This window comes from Thiocystis violascens DSM 198 (assembly GCF_000227745.2).
GTDB classification, from domain to species: Bacteria; Pseudomonadota; Gammaproteobacteria; order Chromatiales; family Chromatiaceae; genus Chromatium; species Chromatium violascens.
Genome location: NC_018012.1, coordinates 3,606,098 through 3,630,493, shown reverse-complemented (window position 1 = coordinate 3,630,493; position 24,396 = coordinate 3,606,098). Strand labels below are relative to the sequence as shown.

General features: G+C 63.8%; 20 protein-coding genes. 10 read left to right on the top strand and 10 right to left on the bottom strand.

From position 1 onward, the window contains the following. Window positions 1-2: 2 nt before the first annotated feature. The 3 genes from THIVI_RS16080 to THIVI_RS16070 all read left to right on the top strand — a co-directional run bounded on the left by THIVI_RS16080 (window position 3) and on the right by THIVI_RS16070 (window position 3,100). On the top strand, window positions 3-800 hold the full coding sequence (locus THIVI_RS16080; RefSeq protein ID WP_014779598.1) for a Uma2 family endonuclease: 798 nt from the start codon (window positions 3-5) through the stop codon (window positions 798-800). A gap of 105 nt (window positions 801-905) precedes the next feature. After that, on the top strand, window positions 906-1,943 hold the full coding sequence (locus THIVI_RS16075; RefSeq protein WP_014779597.1) for a type IV pilus twitching motility protein PilT: 1,038 nt from the start codon (window positions 906-908) through the stop codon (window positions 1,941-1,943). Then, a complete protein-coding gene (locus THIVI_RS16070; protein WP_014779596.1) occupies window positions 1,943-3,100 on the top strand; it encodes a PilT/PilU family type 4a pilus ATPase in 1,158 nt (385 codons plus the stop codon). The genes THIVI_RS16075 and THIVI_RS16070 overlap by 1 nt, the downstream gene beginning before the upstream one ends. 43 nt (window positions 3,101-3,143) lie before the next feature. On the opposite strand, the gene THIVI_RS16065 is transcribed toward THIVI_RS16070, so the two are convergent. From THIVI_RS16065 to gshB, 8 genes are all read right to left on the bottom strand, one after another. Next, a complete protein-coding gene (locus tag THIVI_RS16065) occupies window positions 3,144-4,436 on the bottom strand; it encodes a dihydroorotase (protein ID WP_014779595.1) in 1,293 nt (430 codons plus the stop codon). Further along, a complete protein-coding gene (locus THIVI_RS16060; protein ID WP_014779594.1) occupies window positions 4,429-5,427 on the bottom strand; it encodes an aspartate carbamoyltransferase catalytic subunit in 999 nt (332 codons plus the stop codon). The genes THIVI_RS16065 and THIVI_RS16060 overlap by 8 nt, the downstream gene beginning before the upstream one ends. Next, window positions 5,424-6,077 (bottom strand): bifunctional pyr operon transcriptional regulator/uracil phosphoribosyltransferase PyrR, encoded by a 654-nt coding sequence (pyrR, locus tag THIVI_RS16055; protein ID WP_014779593.1) that lies wholly within the window; start codon window positions 6,075-6,077, stop codon window positions 5,424-5,426. The genes THIVI_RS16060 and pyrR overlap by 4 nt, the downstream gene beginning before the upstream one ends. Next, window positions 6,064-6,477, bottom strand: a complete 414-nt coding sequence (gene ruvX, locus THIVI_RS16050; protein WP_014779592.1) for a Holliday junction resolvase RuvX — start codon at window positions 6,475-6,477, stop codon at window positions 6,064-6,066. Before ruvX ends, pyrR begins: the two co-directional genes overlap by 14 nt. Before the next feature lie 18 nt (window positions 6,478-6,495). Further along, window positions 6,496-7,062 (bottom strand): YqgE/AlgH family protein, encoded by a 567-nt coding sequence (locus tag THIVI_RS16045; protein ID WP_014779591.1) that lies wholly within the window; start codon window positions 7,060-7,062, stop codon window positions 6,496-6,498. A 145-nt stretch (window positions 7,063-7,207) separates the two neighbouring features. Then, entirely contained in the window at window positions 7,208-8,236 is a 1,029-nt protein-coding gene (locus THIVI_RS22925) for a TonB family protein (protein ID WP_014779590.1), read from the bottom strand. Beyond that, complete coding sequence (locus THIVI_RS16035) at window positions 8,233-9,354, bottom strand: FAD:protein FMN transferase (RefSeq protein ID WP_014779589.1); 1,122 nt, start codon at window positions 9,352-9,354, stop codon at window positions 8,233-8,235. Before THIVI_RS16035 ends, THIVI_RS22925 begins: the two co-directional genes overlap by 4 nt. Window positions 9,355-9,368: 14 nt before the next feature. Further along, on the bottom strand, window positions 9,369-10,325 hold the full coding sequence (gene gshB, locus THIVI_RS16030) for a glutathione synthase (RefSeq protein ID WP_014779588.1): 957 nt from the start codon (window positions 10,323-10,325) through the stop codon (window positions 9,369-9,371). Between the two features lie 340 nt (window positions 10,326-10,665). Between gshB and THIVI_RS16025 the strand changes: the two genes are divergently transcribed. The 5 genes from THIVI_RS16025 (at window position 10,666) to THIVI_RS16005 (ending at window position 20,095) form a co-directional block, all read left to right on the top strand. Then, a complete protein-coding gene (locus THIVI_RS16025) occupies window positions 10,666-11,103 on the top strand; it encodes a response regulator (protein WP_014779587.1) in 438 nt (145 codons plus the stop codon). 107 nt (window positions 11,104-11,210) lie between these two features. Continuing rightward, window positions 11,211-11,645, top strand: coding sequence for a response regulator (locus THIVI_RS16020; RefSeq protein ID WP_014779586.1), 435 nt, complete (start codon window positions 11,211-11,213; stop codon window positions 11,643-11,645). A 5-nt stretch (window positions 11,646-11,650) separates the two neighbouring features. Next, the gene (locus THIVI_RS16015) at window positions 11,651-12,250 is read left to right on the top strand and encodes a chemotaxis protein CheW (protein ID WP_014779585.1); all 600 of its coding nucleotides are present in this window, start codon (window positions 11,651-11,653) and stop codon (window positions 12,248-12,250) included. 229 nt (window positions 12,251-12,479) lie between these two features. After that, window positions 12,480-14,423, top strand: a complete 1,944-nt coding sequence (locus THIVI_RS16010; protein ID WP_245537289.1) for a methyl-accepting chemotaxis protein — start codon at window positions 12,480-12,482, stop codon at window positions 14,421-14,423. Between the two features lie 53 nt (window positions 14,424-14,476). Next, entirely contained in the window at window positions 14,477-20,095 is a 5,619-nt protein-coding gene (locus THIVI_RS16005) for a hybrid sensor histidine kinase/response regulator (protein WP_014779583.1), read from the top strand. On the opposite strand, the gene THIVI_RS16000 is transcribed toward THIVI_RS16005, so the two are convergent. Both THIVI_RS16000 and THIVI_RS15995 read right to left on the bottom strand, forming a co-directional pair. After that, window positions 20,092-20,826 (bottom strand): 16S rRNA (uracil(1498)-N(3))-methyltransferase, encoded by a 735-nt coding sequence (locus THIVI_RS16000; RefSeq protein WP_014779582.1) that lies wholly within the window; start codon window positions 20,824-20,826, stop codon window positions 20,092-20,094. The genes THIVI_RS16005 and THIVI_RS16000 overlap by 4 nt on opposite strands. Before the next feature lie 9 nt (window positions 20,827-20,835). Then, window positions 20,836-21,228: a DUF423 domain-containing protein gene (locus tag THIVI_RS15995; RefSeq protein WP_041447671.1), complete on the bottom strand. Its 393-nt coding sequence runs from the start codon at window positions 21,226-21,228 to the stop codon at window positions 20,836-20,838. A gap of 462 nt (window positions 21,229-21,690) precedes the next feature. Here THIVI_RS15995 and aprB point away from each other — a divergent pair, with 462 nt between their 5' ends. Then, window positions 21,691-22,158 carry an adenylyl-sulfate reductase subunit beta gene (gene aprB / locus THIVI_RS15990; RefSeq protein ID WP_014779580.1) on the top strand — a complete coding sequence of 156 codons (468 nt, stop codon included), beginning with the start codon at window positions 21,691-21,693 and terminating at the stop codon, window positions 22,156-22,158. 96 nt (window positions 22,159-22,254) lie between these two features. Next, window positions 22,255-24,234 carry an adenylyl-sulfate reductase subunit alpha gene (aprA, locus tag THIVI_RS15985; RefSeq protein WP_014779579.1) on the top strand — a complete coding sequence of 660 codons (1,980 nt, stop codon included), beginning with the start codon at window positions 22,255-22,257 and terminating at the stop codon, window positions 24,232-24,234. The last annotated feature ends 162 nt before the right edge of the window (window positions 24,235-24,396 follow it).

Here is a 24,396-nt window from a genome sequence, read left to right as displayed (position 1 = left end):
CCATGAATCCTTTGTCCCGTATCGATCCCGACGACCCCTATCCCGAGAGCGATGGACAGCCCATGGCGGACAACACGGAGCAGTACGAATGGATCGTCAGGATCAAGGAAAATCTGGAGATCCTGTTCGCCGACCGGGCGGATGTTTTCATCGCCGGCGATCTCCTGTGGTATCCGGTCCCTGACCGCCAAATCGTCGGTCCCATCGCGCCGGATGTGCTGGTTGCCTTCGGGAGACCCAAGGGCAAACGCGGCTCGTACAAACAATGGGAAGAGGGTGGTATCGCTCCGCAGGTGGTCTTCGAGATCCTGTCGCCCTCCAACAGCCGCAAGGAGATGGCCGATAAGCGGGACTATTACGAACTCTATGGCGTCGAGGAATATTACCTCTATGACCCGGACTGCAACCGCTTGGAGATCTGGCGGCGCGAGGACGGCCGGTTGCTGCCGGTCTCCCATCTGAACGGCTGGGTAAGTCCGCGGCTAGGTATCCGGTTCGCCCTGCGTCCCGAGACGCTAGAACTCTTCGACCCGCACGGTCGTCCGTTCATGACCTCGGTCGAGCTGGCGCGCCATGTCGAGCAGGCACAGGCGCGAGCGGAGCAGGAACAGGCGCGGGCCGACCAGGAACAAGCGCGGGCCGATCAGGAACGGGCGCGAGCCGATCAGGAGCGAACGCGAGCGGACCAGGAAAGGGCGCGGGCCGATCAGGCCAGTCAGCGCGCGGAGCGTCTGGCCGAACGCTTGCGCGCGCTCGGCATCGATCCGGAGACACTCGCCTCTGACAAGAATCGGCACTGAACGCTGGAATTCGTGAACCGGTCGAAGGTTCACGAGTCCGGATACGTTTTCAATTCAGGATCGCTTTGCACAAGCCCGCCGGGCTGACCACCAACGGAGTGACGCGTGGATATCGCCGAACTACTTGCCTTCAGTGTCAAGAACAATGCCTCCGACCTGCATCTGTCGGCCGGGCTTCCCCCCATGATTCGTGTCGACGGCGATATGCGCCGGATCAATGTTCCGCCCCTGGAACATCGTTCGGTGCATTCGTTGGTCTACGACATCATGAACGACAAGCAGCGCAAGGATTACGAGGAATTCCTGGAGACCGACTTTTCGTTCGAGATCCCGGGCGTGGCGCGTTTTCGGGTCAATGCCTTCAACCAGAAGCGTGGCGCTGGCGCGGTCTTTCGGACCATTCCCTCGAAGGTGCTGACGCTGGAGGATCTGAAGGCTCCGGCGAGTTTCAAGGACATCGTCGATGTCCCGCGCGGTCTGGTGCTGGTGACCGGGCCGACCGGCTCCGGCAAATCGACCACCCTGGCGGCGATGGTGGATCATCTCAACGACAATAAATACGAACACATCCTCACCATCGAGGATCCGATCGAGTTCGTGCATACCAGCAAAAAGTGTCTGGTCAATCAGCGCGAGGTCCATCGCGATACCCTCGGCTTCAGCGAGGCGCTACGCTCCGCCCTGCGCCAGGATCCGGACATCATCCTGGTCGGCGAAATGCGCGACCTGGAGACCATCCGGCTCGCGCTCACCGCCGCCGAGACCGGCCATTTGGTGTTCGGCACCCTGCATACCACCTCGGCGGCCAAGACCATTGACCGCATCATCGACGTCTTTCCCGCCGCCGAGAAGGACATGGTCCGCGCCATGCTCTCGGAATCGCTGCGCTCGGTCATCGCCCAGACACTGCTGAAAAAGACCGGGGGCGGCCGGATCGCGGCCCACGAGATCATGATCGGCACGCCCGCCATCCGCAACCTGATCCGCGAGGCCAAGGTCGCTCAAATGTATTCGGCGATCCAGACCGGTCAGGCGCACGGTATGCAGACCCTGGATCAGAATCTGAAAGAGCTGATGCAGAAGGGCCTGATCGCGCGCAAGGATGCCCGCGCGAAGGCCCAGAACAAGGACGATTTCATGTAATGGACCTGAAACGCGCGCTGGAACAACTGCTTGGCGCACTGGACGAAAAGAAGGGTTCCGACCTCTTCATCACGACCGGCTGGCCGCCCAGTATCAAGATCGATGGCGCGATCTACCCCGCCGCCAAGCAGCCGCTCACCGCCGATCAGGCGCGCGGCATGGTCTATGAAATCATGAACGAGCGCCAGCGCGCCGAGTTCGACGACACCAAGGAGTGCCAATTCGCGATCGACCGCTCGCCGCTCGGTCGCTTCCGCGTCAGCGCCTTCGTCCAGCGCGATTCGGTCGGGATGGTGCTGCGGCGCATCGAGTCCCGGATCCCGACCCTGGAAGAACTCAAACTGCCCTCGATTCTGCGCGATCTGGGCATGGTTAAACGCGGCCTCGTGATTTTCGTCGGCGCGACCGGTACCGGCAAATCCACCTCGCTGGCGGCCCTCGTCGGCTATCGCAATCGCAAGAGCAGCGGACACATCATCACCGTCGAGGATCCGATCGAGTTCGTGCATGAACACGACGGCTGCATCATCACACAGCGCGAGGTGGGGGTAGATACCGAATCCTTCGAGGTCGCGCTGCGCAATACCCTGCGCCAGGCCCCGGATGTCATCCTGATCGGCGAGATCCGCACCCGGGCGACCATGGAATACGCCATCACCTTCGCCGAAACCGGCCATCTGGTGCTGGCCACCCTGCACGCCAACAATGCCAATCAGGCGTTGGACCGCGTCATCAACTTCTTTCCGGAAGACTCCCGCGATCAGATGCTGTTGGATCTGTCGCTCAACCTCAAGGCCATCGTCGCCCAGCAGTTGGTGCCCCGCAAGAGCGGCCAGGGGCGGCGCGCGGTGGTCGAAATCCTGCTCAACACGCCGCTGGCCGCCGACCTGATCCGCAAGGGCGAGGTGAGCAAACTCAAGGAGTTGATGAAGAAGTCCGGCGAGCAGGGCATGATCACCTTCGACCAGGCGCTCTTCAATCTCTACGAGGAGGGCGAGATCAGCTACGAGGACGCGATCCGCTACGCCGATTCGGCCAACGAGGTGCGACTCATCATCAAATTACAGGGTGGCACCGCGCAACGGGCCGCGACCGATCGCACCATCGACGGTATCACGCTGGTGCAGGAGGAAGAGCGGAAGCCGCCGCCGCGCTGAGCGGAGGCCCATTGCGCATCGGATGGGGTTTTGCCGCGCGCGATCAGCCCTGCTTCTCGAACACGACGCGACCGCCAAGCAGCGTCCAGACGACACGCCCACGCATTTTCTGACCCAGGAACGGCGAATGATGGCCGCGACTGACCAGGGTCTCGGCGGTCGGAATCCAGGTCTCCCCAGGATCGAAGACACAGAGGTCGGCGGGATCGCCGGGCGCGAGCCGCCCCAGGTTTCGGCCCAGGATCGCGGCGGGACCAACCGTCAGTCGCGCGATCGCTCCCGAAAGATCCAGGACGCCCTCGGCGACCAGGCGCAGCGCCAGCGGCAGCAGGGTCTCCAGGGTGGAGATGCCGGGCGCGGTCTCCGGAAAGGGCGCGAGCTTGGCGTCCGCGTCATGCGGCTGGTGGTCGGAGCAGATGGCGGCGAGATCCCCTCTCGCGAGCGCGGCGCGCAAGGCGTCCCGGTCGGCGAGGGTGCGCAGCGGCGGGATCAGATGACAGTTCGCGTCGAAGTCGGCGAGATCCGCTTCGGTTAGAAAGAGCTGATGCAGGCTGACATCGCCGCTGGCGTTTACCCCACGGCGGCGCGCCTCGGCCAGCATCGCCACCCCGCGCGCCGTGGAAAGACCGCGAAAGTGAATGCGCGCCCCGGTCTGTTCGGCGAGCGCCAGATCGCGCGCGACCGCGACCGTTTCGCTGGCTTCCGGGATGCCGGGGAGTCCAAGTCGCGTGCTCATGCGTCCCTCATGCACGCAGCCGCCCTCGCCTAGATCCTGATCCCGCGGGTGGAGAAAGACCGTGAGCCCGAAGGTGGCGGCATACTCCAGCGCCCGGCGCTGTACCTGAGCATTGCGGATTGGCCGGTCGGCCTGGCTCAACACCGGACAACCGGCCTGCTTGAGCGCCGCCATTTCGGTGATCTTGTGGCCTTCCAGACCCTGAGTCACGGCGCCCGCCGGCAGGACATGGGCATATCCCAAACGTTCGGCGGTCTGATGCACGAGCTGCGCGACGGCTGGGGTGTCGATCACCGGCAGGGTGTCGGGCGGACAGCAGAGCGTGGTGATGCCGGAGGCGGCGGCGGCGCGGGTTTCGCTAGCGATGGTCGCCTTCTGTTCGTGGCCGGGTTCGCGCAGCCGGGCGCAGAGATCGACGAAGCCGGGACAGACGATCAGACCCCGCGCGTCGAGCGTGCGCTCGGGCCGAAAACCTTCCGGGGCGTCGCCGATGGCGAGCACCCGGCCCTCGGCGAGGTGCAGGTCGGCGATGCGGTCGATGCCGCTAGCGGGGTCGATCAGCCGCCCGTTGCGGAGACTGATGCGGGATGCATTAACCATTGAGAAACTCGTCTCGCCCCTGGCTATTCAGATTTTGAGTGCCGATGCACATCGACATCACCGCCATACGCACCGCGATCCCGTTCGTCACCTGCTCCAGAATGACCGAGCGGGGGCCGTCGGCCACCTGCGAATCCATCTCCACGCCTCGGTTGATGGGGCCGGGGTGCATGACGATGGCATCCGGGCGGGCGCCGGACAGACGCTTCTCGGTCAGCCCGAACAGGTGAAAATATTCATGCTCGCTGGGCAGGAGCGCGCTGTTCATACGCTCGCGCTGGATGCGCAGCATGATGACCACGTCCACGTCGCGCACGCCCTCGCTCAGATCATGGAAGGCGCGCACGCCGAAGGCTTCCTCGACCTGGTTGGGCAGCAGGGTGCGCGGGGCGATGACGCGGATCTCGGCGACGCCCAGGGTCGTGAGGGCATGGATCTGGGAGCGCGCCACGCGCGAGTGCAGGATGTCGCCCACGATGGCGACGCGCAGATTCGCGAAATCCGGTTTGTGCCGGCGAATGGTGAACATGTCCAGCATGCCCTGGGTCGGGTGCGAGTGCCGCCCGTCGCCAGCATTGATGATACTGACATGCGGATCGGCATGCGCGGCGATGAAGTGGGCGGCGCCGCTGGTGGCGTGACGCACCACGAACATGTCGACATGCATCGCCTCCAGGTTGTGCAGGGTATCGAGCAGCGTCTCGCCCTTGGCGGTGGCCGAGGTGGAGATGTTGAGATTGAGCACATCCGCCGACAACCGTTTGGCGGCCAGCTCGAAGGTGGTGCGGGTGCGAGTGCTGTTCTCGAAAAAAAGGTTGGCGACGACCTTGCCGCGGCATAGCGGCACCTTCTTGACCGCCTGCTGGGCGACCCCGAGAAAGCCCTCCGCGCGGTCCAGGATCTCGGTCAGAAGCTCCCGACTCAGACCCTCGATGGTGAGGAAGTGCTTGAGATGACCCTGCGCATCGAGTTGTGGATTCGGCGTGTTCATGGGCGGTTCGTTTCCGGATCGGAGCCTGTGCAGACGTGCGGATCCTCCTCGGGGGTTGACCGCGCGTCCTTGAGGTCGCTCTTGCCGGCGGGTTTTCGGGGCGTTTGTCCCCGGAGCAGAACCAAGGGGTCGGGGCCACTGAGCTTGATCTGTTCGTCCCGCTCCAGACGCGCGCGTAAGCCGACCACGTCCGGGGCGATCGGCAGTTCGCGCCCGGCGCGCTCGGCCAGGGTCGCCAGAATCACCGAGGCCGGCCGGCCGTAATCGAACAGGACATTGAGCGCGGCACGGATGGTGCGCCCGCTTTGCAGCACGTCGTCGACCAGGATCAGATGACGATCGTCGATCCCGACCGGCAGACAGGAGGGGCGAACCTGCGGATGCAGGCCGATCCGGGTGAAGTCGTCGCGGTAGAAGGAGATATCCAGATGACCGAGCGGCTCGTGCAGGCCAAGCGCCCCATGCAGTCGCTCCGCGACCCAGACACCGCCGGTATGGATGCCGATCATGAGTGGGTCGGCAATGCCCTGGCGAGCCAGCAGGGCGGTCAGTTCATCGACCATCCTGGCGATGGCGGCATCGATCTCGGCGGCATCTTTCCAGAGTTCGGTCCGACCGAGGTCGGGCGTGCGGATGTCAGGGTTGCTCACAAAGCCAGGTTTCCAGGATGAGGGCCGCCGCGAGCGCGTCGACGGCTTCCCGGGTGGGTGGCGCGTGGCCGGGGCGCTCCATGATCTGACGGCGAGCCTCGATGGAAGTCAGGCGTTCGTCGATCAGATGGACCGCGAGTCCGTAACGACCCTGAAGCTGGCGCGCGAAACGGTGAACCCGCTGCGACCAGTCCACTTCGGTATCGTCCATGTTGTAGGGGAGCCCGACGACCAGTGCGCTGGGTCGCCAGTCGCGGATCAGCGTCTCGATCTGTGGCCAGTCTGGCTGTTCGTTCCGATGGCGCAGCGTGATCAGGGGGCTTGCCGAGCGTGTCACCAACTGGCCCACGGCCACGCCGATCTTGCGCGTGCCGAAATCGAATCCTAACAGGGTCGTCATACGCGCTCCGGACGCGGTTTACGCGTGACCGGCTTCGCCGCTGAGTAGGTTGAGATCCACCACGCCAAGCAATTGGGCGGCAGCCATCCAGCGCGCGCTCGATGGCAGGCGGAAAATGATGTCATTGCTGGCCGGCCCGTTGAGCCAGGCGTTGGCGCCCATCTCCTGCTCCAGTTGGCCGCCGCCCCAGCCAGCATAGCCCAGCGCGATCAGGGTTTGTTCGGGGCCTTCGCCGCTGGCGATGGCTTCGAGGACGTCACGGGAAGTAGTGACGCTGATATCGGGCGTGATGGCCAGGGTGGAATCGAAGGCCGGCCCGGAGGTATGGAGCACGAAACCGCGATCGGTCTGGACCGGACCGCCCTGATAGACCGGCGTCTCGCGCACTGCGGCACTCAAGGTCGTGATATCGAGTTGGGAGAGCAGGTCGCCGAGCGTGACCTCCAGCGGGCGATTGATCACGATGCCCATGGCGCCTTGATCGGTATGCTCGCAGACATAGGTGACCGTTCGCGCGAAATTCGGATCCTGCAGACCCGGCATCGCGATCAGAAAATGGTTGGTCAGTGAGGTGCTGAATGGCATGGACGTTAGTATCCTGATCGGCGCGCGGCGAGGCAAGCGTTGCCAAGCGGTATTCTGACCGATTTCAGCGTTCAGGAACCAGAAAGATAATCCCTGCCAACAGCCAAATCTCCGATGGACCTGCGCTGGAGGCTGGCTGCTCTATTTAGCGCTCCCAGCCCAAAACGCCGCCCTGCATGAACTGCCAGGTGCGGATGATGTCGAGCACATCGGTTTCGGCGGCGATGTCCGGCGGAAAAGGCGAATAGGGCGCGGCCAGTTCGACGATCTGGATCGCGGCCTGATCCAGCAGATCCAGGCCGGAGGAACGCACCACGCGGATGCGTTCCACACTGCCGTCCGAGCGCAGCGCGACATGCAGGATCAAACTGCCATAAAGCTGCTCCTCCTTGGCCGCTTGAGGATAGTTGAGGTTGCCGATGCGCTCCACTTTACGCGCCCACGCACCCAGATAGCTCGCATAGCGAAATTCGCGGGTGCTGGCGCTGATGGATTTGCGCCGCACGCGATTTGCGTGGTCGGATGCCCGCGTCTCCAGGCTGGCGGTCAGACGCGCGATCTCCGTGCCCTGGCTGGCGAGGATGCGGGCGGCATCCGCGGGAGCTTGCCGTCGCGACAGAGTTTCAAGCGACGGTCGAGGCTCCGGGGTGGGCGCGACCCTGGCGGCGAGCACCGCTGGATCATCCCGCGAGACAGGCTGCTGCGATGGCGCTGGCGGCCCCCGGGCGATATCGTTGGGGTCGACCGATGGTTGAGTCACCTCCTCCGGGATAGGCGGCTCGGCGAAAACGCTCTCCGGACGGGTCTCATCGATGGTCTCGTTCGCCGCTGGCGCTGGGTCGTCGCGGGGCTGCGGTGCCCGATCGGACCGGATCGTCGTGGCGGCATCGCCGCGCGGCGATTCTCCCAGCCGATTCTGTCTCGCGAGTGCCGCGTCTGGCAATGGCTGGACGACCGCCGACCCGGCTGCATGCAGAATCAGAACCTCGAGAGCCGTTTCCGGGATTGGTTCCGGTTTCGGTGGCGCGACGGGCGCCAGCAGGATCGCAAGCAGGTGGATCAACCCGGCGCCGATCAGCGCCGGAGCGAAGGCCGGCGTCGCGCGGCCACCATCCGCGGCGGTCAGGAGACGCGGCAGCGTCCTCGGCGCATCCGGTTCACTGGCGAGGGTCATTGCAATTCGGTTTTCGATGGCTCGGCGGTCGTTTTCAGCGGCTCGCTCAGTACGATGTCATCCTGGTCATCCACGCGTTCGATGCGTTCCGCCATGGCCGGGTTCATCCGCACCCTGCCCTGACGATCCATCAACAGGACATAACGCACCCCCATTTTGACCGCGATCCGGTGCCAGTCCGTCGGTCCGGCGATCAAAAGCGCGGTGGCGGCCGCCGCCGCCGTCGTTGCGTCGTCGTGGATGACGGTGACCGCCCGCGTTTCCTGGGCCGGCGACCCGGCGCGCGGATCGATGACATCATGGTACAGCGTGCCCTCGAACAGAAAATTGCGGTCATATTCGGCGATCGTGGCCACACTCTCGTTGCCCCGAATCGGCAGGATGGCGAAGACGCCCGAACCGTTGGGGCGGCGAATCGGAATCCGCCAGGGCTGGCCGGCACGGTCGCCGATGGCGCGCAGATGCCCGCCGGCCTGGATCAGTGCATTGGCGATCCCGGTTTCCATCAAGTGCTCGATGGACAGGTCGATCGCATGGCTTTTGGCGATCGCGTTGAAATCCAAGCTCAACGCGGAGTTGTGGCCGCGCAACTCAAGACCGTCGATATCGATCTGCGCCATGGTCGGGTTGGCCTTGACCAGGCGCGCAATCCGCTCGGGCGAGGGTGGCGGATGGCTGCCCAACCGATCATCGTGAAAGCCCCACAGATCCTTTAAGCGGCCAATGGCAGGATTGAAGAGGCCATCGCTGCGCGTCTCCAGGGTCTTGCTGAGTCGTACCAAGGGCAGCATGGAGGGCGGCGCGACGAAGGGCTGGCCGGTCGCGAGCAGGCGATTGACGCGCGTCATGGGACCGGGCGTCCAGGCATGCCAATCGCGTTCCAGGTAGACAAAATCCTGCTCGATCCGCGCCGCGGCCTGTTTTGCCTGTTCCTTGCCGACCCCCACCAGACTCACGTCCACCTGGGTGCCGAACGCCGTGAAGCGGGTGACGATGACTGGAGACTTGTCCTTACAGGCGGCAAGCGCGAGCAACGCGATCAGCACGATCAAGGCCAGCCGTCGACGCATCGGGTTGGGTGCGCGAGGAGCGGTCGAGGGGGACGGCGTATACGGCATGATGTCGCTGTTCCTCAGGAATGGCGGCGGAGTTGAGCCTCGATGCACGCCATCAACTCTCCCGCGATGTCGAGACCATGGGCCGCATCCAGTTCGCGGATACAGGTTGGACTGGTGACATTGATCTCGGTCAGATAATCGCCGATCACGTCCAGGCCCGCGAACAGGATGCCGCGCGCCTTGAGTTCGGGGCCGACCTGCCCGGCGATCCAGCGATCCCGCGCGGTCAACGGCCGTGCCTCGGCGCTGGCCCCGGCGGCAAGATTGCCGCGGGTCTCGCCAGGCGCCGGGATGCGCGCCAGACAGTAGGGCACGGGTTCGCCATCGACCATCAGTATCCGTTTGTCGCCGTCGCGGATCTCGGGAACGAAACGCTGAACCATGCAGAACCGTCGGCCAAAATTCGTCAACGTCTCGATGATGACGCTCAGATTGGGATCGCCCTGGCGCACCCGAAACACCGAAGCACCGCCCATGCCGTCGAGCGGTTTCAGAATAATGTCGCGATGGCGCGCGTGAAAGGCGCGAATATCCGCCGCGCGACGGGTGATCAGGGTGGGCGGCGTGCACTGCGGGAATGCGGACGTAAAGACCTTTTCGTTCGCATCGCGCAGGCTGCGCGGATGATTGACCACCAGACAGCCCTCGCGCTGGGCCTGCTCCAGGAGGTAGGTCGTAAAAATATATTCCATGTCGAACGGCGGATCCTTGCGCATCAGCAGGGCATCGAGCCGGGCGAGCGGGCGCGTTTCCTCCGCCCCGAAACGATACCAGCCGCCGGGGTCGTCGGTGACCTCGATGGCGCGCAGGCGCGCCATGGCGCGGCCGTCGAGCAGGTAAAGGTCGGCGACCTCCAGATACCAGAGTGTCCAGCCACGCCGTTGCGCGGCCAGCATCATGGCGAAGGTGCTGTCTTTTTTGATGTTGATGGATCCGATCGGATCCATCGCAAAGCCGATCTCGATGGACATGCCGGCAGTCTACTTCAGCTATCGGGCGCTTGTCAGGGCATTCTGGCGTGCTTGCACGCCGAATCGCTTGACTCTAGGATCTGAAACCTGTCGAGCCTTGTCGGTGACTCGACTCGACCGTGCGTGAACCGACGCGCGGCGACGCTGACGCGGTTTCAGGAGTCTTCGGTCATCCGGAATCCTTCCGCATCCGGGAACCCAGTCCTTGGTATCATGTCCCATGACTTCCAGAATGGTGATGCGGTTCGCATCGACGCACCACCCCGACCATGGTACAACTCCGGGCTATGTATGGCTGTCCTCAATCCTGTCTCGGCAAAGGGCCGTACCTGTGACGGACATGGGTAATTCCGACTTGCGCGGCGCCAGGATCCTGGTCATCGACGACAGTAAAACGATCCGACGCACCGCGGAAAATCTGTTAGCGAAGGCCGGCTGCGAGGTTTGTGTCGCGGAGGATGGCTTTGACGCGCTCGGTAAAATCGTCAGCTTCAAGCCCGAACTGGTCTTTGTCGACATCATGATGCCACGACTCGACGGTTACCATACCTGCGCGTTGATCAAGAGCAACCCCGCCTTGCGGCATACGCCAGTGGTGATGCTTTCCAGCAAGGATGGGTTATTTGATCGCGCCAAGGGTCGGCTGGTCGGCGCTCAGCTTTACCTCTCCAAGCCCTTTACCGGCGAGGAACTGCTGGAGGCGGTGAGAGGCAATCTGCGCCCGTCCTCTCGGCTCCACACCGGGCCGGCGGACGGACAGGAGCCGTTGGAACCCTGAATTGATTTTACTAATCAACTGGTTAGGAGCTTGCGCAATCGGACGCGTTGTCGATCACGACCTCGTTCATGAGCACGGATCATTCGCCGATAAGCCTTAGGCACATCATGACACGCTTACACCCTAACTCGAATCCACCAGCTCGGGACGCGAGCGATGACGGTGCCCCGTCCGTGGCGGCAACCGTGCTGGTCGTCGACGATTCGCCGACCGAGACGCGGATTCTCTCCAACACGCTCATCAAGGCCGGATACCGAGTCGAAACCGCGACCAACGGGGAGGAAGGCGTCGAGGCCGCGCGCCGGCTTCGCCCCGACGTGATTCTGATGGATGTCATCATGCCGATCCTGAACGGCTTTCAGGCGACGCGGATCCTGCGCGGCGACGCGGAGACCGCCGATATCCCCATCATCATGGTGACGACCAAGGACATGAAAACGGACCGTACCTGGGGTTTGCGTCAAGGCGCCAACGATTATCTGGTCAAACCCGTGGATCGCCAGCTGCTCCTCGAACGGATTCGCATCCTTTTGGGTGCCTGACGTCCATGGCGCGCACCAACCGCCCCAGAACCGATCTGCACGCGCTGATTCGCGACCTCGACGCACGCTGTCGGGCGCGTGCCGCCGGCTTGCCGGACGAGACCAAGCCCCCCGATAGCTGGGCCGCGGTGTTGTTTCTCGTGCGCGCGCAAGCCTTTCTAACCCCGCTGGAACAGATTGCCGAGGTTCTCGAACTGCCTCGCGAGATTACGCGGGTACCCGGCACCAAGCCCTGGCTTCTTGGCGTCGCGAACAATCGCGGTATCCTGCTCCCGATCTTCCATCTGGCCGCCTTTATCGAGGGTACCCGGCTGCGGATCCGCGCCGGCGAATCGGAATCGGGTCCGGATCGACGCCGCGAAACTCGCGGTCGGGAGCGTGTATTGGTGGTCAGGCAGGATGAGTTGCCATGCGGCCTGGTCGTCTCCGAAGCGATTGGCATGCGCTATATCAAACTCGGTGACCGGGTCGACGCGCTGCCGGAAGGATTGGGCGCGAGCAAACCCTACGTCGATGCGTCGTTTCTGCTCGACGGCGTGCCCGTGCCGGTCATCCGGCTGGGTCGCCTGATGGCCGATCCACAGTTCAATGCGGCCATGGTTTAAGGTGGTCGACAATCGAATTCGACAGTCGTCTCGGTCGGCGATCCAGGTTTCGTGACGACCGCGCCAACCGCGCCGCGAACCGCCAAGACGTGATCCGGAAGATTTCATGGATATTCGAAAAGACAATCAACGCATCGGGAGTCGGCATTAGATGGCGAAGCCAATCAAGATGACTTTTGGAAAGTCCGCGCCGGGCGGGTTACTGGGTGGGTCGCAGGGAACCACATTCGTGTTTTTACTGATTGCGTTCGTCTTCGCCGCGCTGGCCTTTGCGATCGATCTGAAGCTGAGCGCTGTCGACACCTCGGCCGCGCGTCAGGCGCGCGCCGCGGCCCTGGGGATGACCCAGTCTGGTCAATTGCTCCGCTCCGCGCGCGAGGCCACGCGGGGCGACAGCAATGCCCTTGAGCGACTGCGTCAGGAACGTGATCGTTTAGAGTCCGACCTTACGGCGTTGTTCGGTGGCATGACACAGCGCCAGGACCGCCTGACGCAAGCCGAAAACGCCTGGTCCGCGGTCAGCACCGATGCGGAGCGCATTCTGGCCGAAAAGGACCGTCTCCTGACCCTGCGCAAACACATCGACGCTCTCGAAGCGGTCTTGCCGAATGCCCGCGAAGCCATGACGGCGGCGGCGAATCGCTTCGTCTCCGAAGGCGCGTCGCCCGCTCAGGCACTTCAGGCGGGCCTGCAAGCGGCCCGGCTGGAACGCATGGATGCGGCGCTGGCGCGATTCATGGCGGGCGAAGCGCTCGCATCCCAAACCATCGAGAATTTTTCGGCCGAGAGCGACGCGTTCGCTGCCGCGCTGAACGATCTGACCAAGCCGGCCGGGGCCGCGTCCAGTACGGGCGCTCGTTCCACGCTCGCCGAGGCGACCCGGCTCTTTGCCGCAATGCGCGTGTCGGGCAAGGAGATGCTGGGCTTGATGACGGAGGTTCAACCCGTGATCGACCGGTTGCCGGATCTGGAAAGCGACGGGCTACGGCTGGAGACGTCGCTAAACGTCCTGATGTCCGACATTGGCACGGCGGGGCGGCACGTCAACATTGCCGGCATTCCCATCGGTTCAGGCGCGGTTTTGCTGTTCGGCGCCCTTGCCTTGCTGAGCCTCGTTCTGTTGACGCTGTTGACCTTGCGCGACGCCAAGCGTCGGGAGGAGCTTTCGACCGCCCAGACCGAGCGTGACGAGGGCGCGATCCTGCGTCTGCTCGATGAAATGGGCGATCTCGCCAGCGGCGATCTGACGGTCGAGGCCACGGTCACCGAGGACAAGACCGGTGCCATCGCCGACGCCATCAATTATGCGATCGAGGCCCTGCGAAGCCTGGTGACCACCATCAACACGACCGCCGCCAAGGTCACGCACTCGGCGCAGGAGAGTCGCGCGATCGCCATGCGGCTCGCCGAGGCGAGCAGCGTGCAATCTCTGCAGATCACCCAGGCATCGGCGGCCGTGCAGTCGCTCACAGTCCAGATCGACGAAGTGGCCCGCAATGCCGGCGAATCCGCCGAGGTCGCGTCCCGTTCGGTCGAGGTGGCCGGACGCGGCGCCCAAACGGTGCGCGATACCATCCAGGGCATGGACGCGATCCGCGAGCAGATCCAGGAAACCTCAAAGCGTATCAAACGGTTGGGCGAAAGCTCGCAGGAGATCGGCGAGATTGTCGAACTGATCGACGACATCGCCGATCAGACCAATATTCTGGCGCTGAACGCGGCCATGCAGGCGGCGATGGCGGGCGAGGCCGGACGCGGTTTCGCGGTGGTCGCCGACGAGGTCCAGCGGCTCGCGGAGCGTTCGCGCAACGCCACCAAGCAGATCGAGGTGCTGGTGCGGACCATCCAGGCGGACACCAACGAGGCGGTCAGTTCCATGGAGGCCAGCACCGCCGGCGTGGTCGAAGGCGCCAACCTGGCCGAGAACGCGGGCGAGGCGCTGCGCGAGATCGAGAACGTCTCGGCCTATATCGCCGATCTGACCAAGCGCATTTCCGATTCCTCCCAGCGTCAGTCCAGGCAGTCCGCCGAGATCAACGATACCGTCCAGGCCATTCGCGCCATCACCGAGGAAAACACGGATGGCACGCGCCGCGCAGCGGACTCGGTCGAGGAACTCGCCAATCTGGCCATCGAATTGCAGCGGTCGGTCGCGGGCTTCCGGCTTCCCTGACGGATCGGCCGATCCCGAGCCGAGCCACAGAGCGCACCACGAGTAGCGGGGCAATGGCAGAAAAAAAGGTGGTTGAAGGTCTGAAGTGGGTCAAGGGCGAAATCGCCGCGACCCTGCGTCCGGTTCGTGCGCTGGTCGAGGCCGACGGGGTGTCCGCCGTGCCGCAAGATCCGACGGCTGCCGTTCAAGCCCTGGAGCAGGTCCACGGTGTCTTGCTGGCCTTGCAACTGAAGGCTCCCGCGCGTCTCGCGCGGGAGATGACTCTGCTGGCCGAACGCATGCGCGATGGCCTCGCGGGGGAAGACCCGGCGGACGCGCGTTCTGGCACGCGGGCGATGGGTCAGGCGCTGGCCCAGTTGAACCATCATCTCGACCGCCTGGATGCCGGTTTCGACGAATCGCCACGGAGCCTCTGGCCGATCATCGACGCGGTCCGCGCGGCCTGCGATGTTCAGCCGCTCACCCATGCCGAGCAGCTGAGCTTCGCGGCCGCGGATACCAATGGCGCTTCCCCAGGGACGCCCGAGACTCTGGAGAACCTGGCCGAGGTCGTGCGTCAGGTGCGTCCTCAATATCATCGTTATCTGGTCGAATGGTATCGGGGCGATCCGAACAGACAGAGCCTGCCCCGTCTCGGCGGTCTGTTTCATCATCTGCACGACTCCCTTCGGGAGGGCGTGCTGGCCGACCTGTTTCGTCTCGCCGAAGTCTTTACCGAGGCATTGCGGAACGGCGCTCTGGCGACCGACGCGCGAGCGCGCTCCTTGATGGGGCACCTCGACCGGGTCTTGAAGGCGTTGAGCCAACAGCCGCCTCAATGGCCGGAAGTCGATGCGCTGTCGCTCATCGACCATCTCTTGAGAAGTCTGTCGGAAGGGGGCGTCAACAGTCCGCTGATTGCCCAGCTTCAGTCCCTATATGATTCAAGCCAGTCCGTAACCGCCCTGCCGCGCGCCGATCTGGAAGGTCTGGGTGGCGACGAGGCGCTCGCCGAGCTTGCACGCGCGCTGTTGAGCGAATTCGCTCAACTCAAGGAGCAGTTTGACCGGCTGGCGCGCGACGCACAGACGGATCGCACCGCGCTGGATGCCTTTTGCGCACACCTGCGTCGTCTGGCCGACACCCTGGATGTGGCCGAGGTCGGCAACCTGCCAAACCGCCTGCGCGCACTCGCCACTGACTTCGGCGCATTGGCACTAGACGAGATCGCGGAAGATCAGGCGCGGCTGGAATCGCACGCCATGGAGTTGCTGGGTATCGAAGCGGTCCTGCTCGCCCATGCCGACCACCGTTCGACACGCCCCAGACAACTCATCGCGCCCGACATGGACCTGTCCGAACTCACCGCCGCCACCTTGCGCGAGGCGGGTTACGAGCTGGTGCGCGTGAAGGACGCTATCGCCAACTGTCATGTCGACCAGGGCATCCGGGAGACCCTGAATCCGGTGCGGCAGCATCTTTTCAGCGTCTCCGGCGCCTTGAACATTCTTGGCGAGATTCCCGCCGCGCGGCTTGCCGAATCCATTGGCGAGTTGGTTCAACAGCGTTATGTCAAGGCCGAGCACGCGCCCACCGATGCCGAGTTCGAGCATCTCGCCGATGCCGTCGCCGCGCTCGAACTTTACATTGGTCATCTGCAGGATGCGGTGCCCTTCGGCGACAGTCTGATCGAACGCGGCGGCCAGTCCATTCGCGCGCTTCAATCCGAGCCTGGGGACACTTTGGCACCCCCCATCGGGGAGATCGCCAACGCGCTTTCGGTGTCCATCGATCTCGATCTCGATCTCGATCTCGACGAAGCGCTGCCTCTCGATGCCACGGCGCCACCGGACGTTCCGGCGTCCGGTCAGGAGCAACCCATCTCGGATCACGGGATCTCCGAGGCCCTGCCCGGCCTGATCGAATCGGAATTCTCCGACGATGACGAGACGGAGTTTCTCGATATCTTCATGGAGGAGGCCCGCGAGGAAACCGCCTCGGCACAGATCCAGTTCGCGCGCTGGGAGTCCAATCCCAACGACACCGCCGCCCTCGCCTCGCTCAGGCGCAGCTTCCATACGCTCAAGGGTAGCGGCCGACTGGTCGGCGCCCTGCAGGTGGCCGAGTTTGGTCAGGCGGTCGAATTTTTACTCAATCGTCTGATCGAAGATCAGGCGCTTCCCTCCGAGGAGATTCTGGCCTGTGTCGCCGAGGCGGTGAACCTGTTACCCGAACTCGTGACGGCCGAGTCCGAGGGTCGCCCGTTCGACATCGATCCGCTCATTTCGCGCGCCAATCGGTTGCGGGAGAGCGCCAACCTTGTTCCAGGCCCGGAACCTATGATCGATCCCGGTCAGCCCCTGTCGCTCGACGCGCCAGCGGGGGAGGCGCTCGCGGACCAGGTGACCGATCACGACAGCCTGTTCGTTGCCGATGAAGAATTGCTGCGGATTTTTCAGGCCGAAACGCACGAGCATCTCGCCGAACTGCGGGCTTTTCTGCGGCGGGCCGAGGCGGGTGACGCCAGGGTGGACGAAGCGACTCAGCGCGCCTTGCATACCCTGACCGGCAGTGCCCGAATGTCGGGGATCGACTCCATTGCCGTCGTCACCAAGGGCCTGGAGCAATGTATCAAGCCTTTGCTGGCCTTGGACGGCGATCTGGACGATGGCCTGCTCACCCTCATCCGGCGCGCTGTCGAAGGCATCCGGGAGCGGGTCGACGAATTGCCGAACCTGGGCGCTGGCGCGGCGGCTCTGGTCGGACTTGCCGAGGAGATCGCTCAACTCGCGCAGCCCGTCATCGCCGGGGAGAAGATCGACACTCCCGCCGCAAGCGATGCTCTCCCGGCTGAGATTCCGCCCGAACCAGCGTCCGAGCCAATGTCCGCGCAAGCGGAAGCCGTCCTCGGCGAGGAACTTGAATTTCTCCTGGCGGATGCCGAGCCGGACGCAAGCGCTTGGGGATGGCTGGATGAAGGCGAGGGCGAAACCGTCGAGCCAGAAGCAAGCTTCGGAGAGACGCTCCCCGAGGCACTGGCGGACACGGGCGATTCCGATCAGTTGGCGGGCGAAATCGTCGAGGATGCCGAACTGGCGGCTACCGTCGTTGCAACGACTCAGCCCCTCTCCGCCGTGCTTCCTGGTCTCCGGGAAGACGTCGAGACCCCGCCGCCTCCGGTCATCGATATGACCGCCGCAAGCTGGCCGCCATCAACAACGTTGCTGGAGGCCGTCGAACCCTCCGACGCCATGCCGGCCCCCGATCCGGAAATGGCCGGCCTGTTCCTGGAAGATGCGCGGGATCTGCTCGACAAACTCGATACCCAGTTCCGGGAATGGCAGTTCGCCCCAGAGAACATTGGCGCACTGGATGGCATCAACCGCCTGCTGCATACGCTGAAAGGTAGCGCGCGACTCACCGGTGTTGCGGCTATCGGCGATCTCAGTCATGCGCTGGAAACCCGCCTGAAGGCATTGAGCGAGGAGCCGGGCGCGGTCAACGATACGACGATGGAGTTGGCCCAGCGTGCCGTGGATACCCTCTCGGCTCAGATCGACGCCCTGGAGCAAGGAGCGCCCATTCCGCGCATGTCCGGCCTGATCGAGGCGCTCGGCCAAGCTCCACTGGAGATGCTGGACGCGCCCGTGCCGTTCCCCGTATCGCCCACCCCGGAACCGTTCGCGGACCTGGCGAATATGCGCGAAGAGGCGCTCCAGACCGGCGCCGAAGCGCCCGCTCCAAGCGGAGTCGAAGGGCCTGTACTGAGCGGAGTCGAAGGGCCTGTCCCGAGCGGAGTCGAAGGGCCTGTCCCGAGCGGAGTCGAAGGGCCTGTCCCGAGCGGAGTCGAAGGGGCTGTGGCGGTTCCCGTCAGCCCACAGATTCGGGTGCGTTCCGATCTGCTGAACCGCCTGGTCAACCATGCCGGGGAAATCAGCATCTACCGCGGGCGTCTTAGCCAACGCAATGGTTTGCTGGGCTTCGGCCTGGGCGAATTCGACCAGACCGTCGCGCGCCTGCGCGAGCAGCTCCGGCTGCTGGAGATCGAGACACAGACCCAGATCATGCATCGTGTCGAGCGCGAGGGCGACGTCTCCGACTATAACCGCGAGTTCGATCCGCTTGAAATGGACCGTTTCTCAAGACTCCAGCAGCTTTCCGGCAGCCTGGCGGAGACCGTCAACGACCTGGTCAGCATCAAGGACATGCTGGGCGGCTATCAGCGCGAATTCACGGATCTGCTGACCCAGCAGGCGCGTCTCGCCGACGATCTTCAGGACGGACTGCTGCGCACCCGACTGGTACCCTTTGTCCAGGTGGTGCCGCGTCTGCATCGCCTGGTGCGCCAGACCGCCGACACCCTCGGCAAGTCGGCGCGCCTGGAGGTGATCGGACCCGAGGTCGAACTGGACCGCACCATCCTGGATCGGCTGGTCGCCCCGCTCGAACACCTGTTGCGCAACGCGGTGGATCACGGCCTGGAGGATTCCAAGACGCGGACCGCGAACGGCAAGCCGGCGACGGGCAAGGTGACGCTGGCCCTGCGCCGCGAAGGCAATGACGCGGTGATCAGCCTGAGCGACGATGGCAAGGGCATGGATCTCGCCGCCATTCGACAACAGGCGATCGCCCGCGGATTGCTGGCGCCCCAGACCATTCTGCCGGACGAGGCGCTGCTGCAATTCATCCTCGAACCCGGTTTCACGACCTCCGGCAAGGTCACCCAGATCTCGGGGCGCGGCGTCGGTCTGGACGTGGTGGCCTCCGAGATCAAGGTCGCCAATGGCTCGATCGCCCTGGAATCGGTCCCCGGCCAGGGTGCCCGTTTCACCGTCCGACTGCCCTTGACGCTGGCTATCATCGAGGCATTCCTGGTCTCCGCGGGGGACAACATCTATGCCGTGCCGCACAGCACGGTGGAGGCGGCGGGGCGTATCGGCCGCGACGATCTGCTGGCCATCTACCGGGGCGAGGCGACGGAATTCACCTCGCGCGGCCACAGCTACAAGGTCGTCTATCTGGGCGGCGTGCTCGATCCCGCGCAAGAACCCGACATCGGCGAACGGCGCTGGCTGCCGCTGCTGATGATCCGGCTCGGCGAGCAGCGCGTGGCACTGCATGTCGACAGCCTGCTCGAAAGTCAGCGGATCCTGGTCAAGCCACTAGGTCCACAGCTTGCTGGCGTGCGCTGGCTGAGCGGGGGCACGATTCTGCCGGATGGGCGGGTCGCGCTGATTCTTGACGCCTTAGCGCTGCTGCGATCCGGCGCGGCTCAGCTCTATCGGCCGGCTGCCGCGGCGGTGGAGACCACGAAGGGGCCGCTCTGTGTGATGGTGGTGGACGACTCGCTCACCGTGCGGCGTGTCACGAGCCGTTTGCTGCGGCGTCAGAATATGGAAGTGCTGACGGCCAAGGACGGGGTCGAGGCCCTGACCCTGCTCGACGAGCGCATGCCCGATCTGTTGTTGCTGGATATCGAGATGCCGCGCATGGACGGCTACGAACTGGCGCGTCACATCCGCCGCTCCGAGGGACTGCGGGATTTGCCGATCATCATGATCACCTCGCGCACCGGTGCCAAACATCGCGAGTACGCCATGCAGTTGGGAGTGGATCGCTACCTCGGCAAGCCGTACCAGGAATCCGAACTGCTCAACGAGATCAACTCGCTGCTGGCGGAGCGTGCCGGTTAAACACCCCCGAAATCCCCCCACAGCGCCTGAATGACCGCGATGGCGGCGAGCGGCGCCGTCTCGGTGCGGAGAATGCGCGGCCCCAGACGCACGCCTTGAAAACCCTGGCGTCGGGCCTGCTCGCGTTCGCGCGAACTCAATCCGCCCTCCGGTCCCACCAGCAGGGTTACGTCTATCTCCGGCGCGGGAAACTCGGTCAGAGCCAGCGGCGCCAGGGGATCGAGCAGCAGACCGCCGGCGGGCGCGGTCGCCAACCAGGGTTCCAGTGTGGCGGCCGGTTCCAGCGTCGGCAGCCGCCGCCGCCCGGACTGCTCGCAGGCGCCGATCACGATGCCGCGCCAGTGTTCCAGGCGCCGCTCCAGCCGCGCGCCATCCAGGCGGACCTGACTGCGTTCGGTGAACAGGGGCGTGAGTCGGTCGACCCCGAGTTCCACTGCCTTTTGAATGGCATAGTCCATACGCTCGCCTTTGGAGACGCCAAGCGCCAGATAGATACGCAGTCGTGGGGCGGTTTCCGGTTCGCTCGCGCCCTCGACGAGGACCGTCGCGGCCGTGCGATTCGACTCGATCAGGCGGGCCGGATAGTCGCGGCCATCGCCATTGAACAGGATCAGCGGGGCGTCCGCGACTAGCCTGAGAACCTGGGTCAGATGCCGCGTCGGACCCGCGGCCAATGTCAGACTGGATCCGATACGCAAGGGCGATTCGACGAAAATACGAGAAAGACGCATCGCGGCCGATCAGCCCGGATTCGCGGTGGCGCGCCAGGCGCCCACCGCCAGCAGTCCCCAGCCGACGAGCAAGGCAAGGCCGCCCAAGGGTGTGATCGCGCCGAGCCAGCGCGCGCCGCTGAGCGTCATCAGAAACAGACTGCCGCTGAACAGGGTGCAACCGATCAGAAAGGCCCAAGCGGCGGCATGCGCCAATCCGGCGGCCGGACGCTGGAGCAGAAACAGGCCGCAGACCAGAATAGCCAGCGCGTGCAGTCCCAGATAGTCCGCGCCGGTCCCCCAGTTGGCGAGCAGATCGGGCGCGACGCGTCCCTTGAGTCCGTGGGCGCCGAATGCGCCGAGGGCGACCGTCAGCAATCCGCCGACGGCCCCCAGCGTCAGCCACAGTCGCGCCTGATTCATGGCGTGATTTTCCGAGAGCGACTCGCGCATGGTGGACTGCCTCATCAAGTGAACTTGGGTGATTTCCGATCTTGTCGATGACCGTGCGGCTCAGGCCGCCGAAAACGACACGAATCGTGCCAGACACGCGGTCGATCCATTCGACGGGAGCATCGCCATCAGAATTACCTAATAAGGCAATTTTATGAAAGCAGCCGGAAATACTGTTTTGATTTTGCCTCGGCGAATCACTACGCTCCGATCCCCATAGTACCCGGTCAGGACTTGATCGTCCTCGTTTCAGTCCCCCAAGCTTGCGCCCGGGGCGATAGAGAGGACGAGCCTTGTCGAACCAGGCGCGGATGCAAAATTCCAAACCATCTCCCGAGGATCCGATGCCGCGGGAGTCGAGAGCCGCTTCCCGTCCTTAGTCAAGCAACAAGGCGGCATTCACCGCAGTGAACCGTTAGGAGATCGAGCACCATGCCAACGTTTGTACGTACCGATAAGTGCGATGGCTGCAAGGGCCAGGACAAGACCGCTTGCATGTATATCTGCCCCCACGACCTGATGAAACTCGACCAGGACGGCTCCGAGACCGGCCATGCCATGAAGGCGTTCAACCAAGAACCCGAGCAGTGCTGGGAGTGCTACTCCTGCGTCAAGATCTGCCCTCAGCAGGCGATCGAATGCCGCCATTACGCCGATGTGGTGCCGATGGGCGCCTCGGTTCAACCCCTGCGCGGCACCGATTCGATCATGTGGACCATCAAATTCCGCAACGGCAACATGAAGCGCTTCAAATTCCCCATCCGCACCACCCCCGAGGGTTCCATCGATCCCTACGGCTCCAAGCCAGAGGCCGACATCGCCAAGATCGGCGACGCTGGATTCTTCACCCTGGGCGGCGTTCAGAAGCCCGGCAATCCGAGCGAACTGATCCGGAAATAATCGGCTCCCGGCCCGGCAAAGCGCCGGGCAGGATCAAGGCGACGTTCATCCGTTCGCCCCAAGAACACCTAGAACAAAAACTCTGAGGTAGACGAAATGGCTGGAGAATTCGGCAATCCCGAAATCGTCGAGGAAGAAGTCGACATCCTGATCATCGGTGGCGGCATGGGCGCCTGCGGCGCGGCCTATGAGATCGGCCCCTGGCTCGATCAGGCGAAGAAACAGGGCTTCGACCTCAAGGTCAAGCTGGTCGACAAGGCCGCCATGGACCGCTCCGGCGCCGTGGCCCAGGGCCTGTCCGCCATCAACACCTATCTGGGCGACAACGATCCCGCCGATTATGCCCGCATGGTCTCCAACGACCTGATGGGTATTACCCGCGACGACCTAGCCTATGACCTGGGCCGCCACGTTGACGATTCGGTCCACCTGTTCGAGGAATGGGGCCTGCCGATCTGGAAGCAGCCCGGCGACGAAGGCAAGAATCTGGTCGACGGCGGCAAGCCGGTGCGTTCGGGCAAGTGGCAGATCATGATCAACGGCGAATCCTACAAGTGGATCGTCGCTGAGGCCGCCAAGAAGGCGCTGGGCACCGACCGCATCCAGGAACGTGTCTTCATCGTCAAGCTCGTCAACGACAAGAACGACAAGAACCGCATTGCCGGCGCCATCGGCTTCTCGGTGCGCGAGCACAAGGTCTATGTCTACAAGTTCAAGGCGTGCCTGCTGGTCGCCGGCGGCTGCGTGAACATCTTCCGTCCGCGCTCGGTCGGTGAAGGCACCGGTCGCGCCTGGTATCCGGTGTGGAATGCCGGCTCGACCTACGCCATGGCCGCCGAGGCTGGCGCCGAGCTGACCATGATGGAAAACCGCTTCGTGCCCGCCCGCTTCAAGGACGGTTACGGCCCGGTCGGCGCCTGGTTCCTGCTCTTCAAGGCCAAGGCCACCAACGCCTTCGGCGAAGTCTACATGGACACCAACAAGGAACTGTTGAACGACTACCCGCCCTACGGCCAGGCCGCCGTCCCGGCATCCTGTCTGCGCAACCATCTGATGATGAAGGAAATGCGCGAGGGTCGCGGACCGATCTATATGGACACGGTCACCGCACTCGGCAAGTTGGCCGAGACCATGACCCCGAAGGAGATCAAGCACCTCGAAGCCGAGGCCTGGGAAGACTTCCTGGATATGTGCATCGGTCAGGCCGGTGTCTGGGCCGGCGAGAACATCGAGCCGGAGAAGAAGAACTCCGAGTTAATGCCGACCGAACCCTACCTGCTCGGCTCGCATTCGGGCTGCTGCGGCATCTGGGTCTCGGGTCCGACTGATCTCGGCGCCCCGACCTCCGAGGATCACGCCGACGCCGGCAAGATCCCGAGCCACCTGCCCTCCGGCTGGAGCTGGGGCTATCGCTCCATGACCACCGTCAAGGGTCTGTTCACCGCCGCTGACGGCGTGGGCGCCTCCGGTCACAAGTTCTCCTCCGGCTCGCATGCCGAGGGACGGCTCGCGGCCAAGGCGATGGTCAAGTTCTGCATGGACAATAAGGACCACAAGCCCGAGTTGGCCGATTCGGTCGCCGATCTGGTCGACGCGATCTACCGTCCGGTGCGCAACTTCATCGAGAACAAGGACTACAGCACCGCGATCGACGTGAACCCGCACTACATCACGCCGAAGATGCTCCAGTTCCGCTTGCAGAAGATCATGGACGAGTACGTCGCCGGCGTCTCGACCATGTATCAGACCAACGCCAAGATGATGGAAGTGGCGGAGATGAAGCTGGAGATGCTCAAGGAAGACGCGCTGAAGATGCGGGCGAAGGATCTGCACGAACTGCTGCGCGCCTGGGAGAACTACCACCGCATCCTGACCGCCGAAGCGCACATGAAGCACATCCAGTTCCGCGAGGAGAGCCGTTACCCCGGCTTCTACTATCGGATGGATTACAACTTCGTCGACGAGAAGAACTGGAAGTGTTTCGTCAACTCGGTCTATGACAAGGAGAGCAAGACCTGGAACTGCTTCAAGCGCGCCCATGTCGATGTGGTCGATAAGGCGAAGCTGTTCAAGTAGACCCAGGGATTGACGGCTCCGCTTGGAGCCGATACTGAGCCAAAGCGTCCGGTCACCCTCGGGTGGCCGGACGTTTTTATGATGGACGTTTGCTTAGAGGGTGTAGACAAAAATAATTGAGCTGCTATTTGTATACCAGTCTACAACTGAGCTGGTGTGCGC

Coding starts and splice junctions, on each gene's coding strand:
- THIVI_RS16080 (WP_014779598.1), top strand. CDS start 3: ATGAATCCTTTGTCCCGTATCGATCCCGACGACCCCTATCCCGAGAGC.
- THIVI_RS16035 (WP_014779589.1), bottom strand. CDS start 9,354: ATGCCGTATACGCCGTCCCCCTCGACCGCTCCTCGCGCACCCAACCCG.
- gshB (WP_014779588.1), bottom strand. CDS start 10,325: ATGTCCATCGAGATCGGCTTTGCGATGGATCCGATCGGATCCATCAAC.
- THIVI_RS16015 (WP_014779585.1), top strand. CDS start 11,651: ATGGCGCGCACCAACCGCCCCAGAACCGATCTGCACGCGCTGATTCGC.
- aprA (WP_014779579.1), top strand. CDS start 22,255: ATGGCTGGAGAATTCGGCAATCCCGAAATCGTCGAGGAAGAAGTCGAC.
- THIVI_RS22925 (WP_014779590.1), bottom strand. CDS start 8,236: ATGACCCTCGCCAGTGAACCGGATGCGCCGAGGACGCTGCCGCGTCTC.
- THIVI_RS15995 (WP_041447671.1), bottom strand. CDS start 21,228: ATGAATCAGGCGCGACTGTGGCTGACGCTGGGGGCCGTCGGCGGATTG.
- aprB (WP_014779580.1), top strand. CDS start 21,691: ATGCCAACGTTTGTACGTACCGATAAGTGCGATGGCTGCAAGGGCCAG.
- THIVI_RS16065 (WP_014779595.1), bottom strand. CDS start 4,436: ATGGTTAATGCATCCCGCATCAGTCTCCGCAACGGGCGGCTGATCGAC.
- THIVI_RS16060 (WP_014779594.1), bottom strand. CDS start 5,427: ATGAACACGCCGAATCCACAACTCGATGCGCAGGGTCATCTCAAGCAC.
- THIVI_RS16005 (WP_014779583.1), top strand. CDS start 14,477: ATGGCAGAAAAAAAGGTGGTTGAAGGTCTGAAGTGGGTCAAGGGCGAA.
- THIVI_RS16020 (WP_014779586.1), top strand. CDS start 11,211: ATGACACGCTTACACCCTAACTCGAATCCACCAGCTCGGGACGCGAGC.
- THIVI_RS16025 (WP_014779587.1), top strand. CDS start 10,666: ATGGGTAATTCCGACTTGCGCGGCGCCAGGATCCTGGTCATCGACGAC.
- THIVI_RS16000 (WP_014779582.1), bottom strand. CDS start 20,826: ATGCGTCTTTCTCGTATTTTCGTCGAATCGCCCTTGCGTATCGGATCC.
- THIVI_RS16045 (WP_014779591.1), bottom strand. CDS start 7,062: ATGCCATTCAGCACCTCACTGACCAACCATTTTCTGATCGCGATGCCG.
- ruvX (WP_014779592.1), bottom strand. CDS start 6,477: ATGACGACCCTGTTAGGATTCGATTTCGGCACGCGCAAGATCGGCGTG.
- THIVI_RS16070 (WP_014779596.1), top strand. CDS start 1,943: ATGGACCTGAAACGCGCGCTGGAACAACTGCTTGGCGCACTGGACGAA.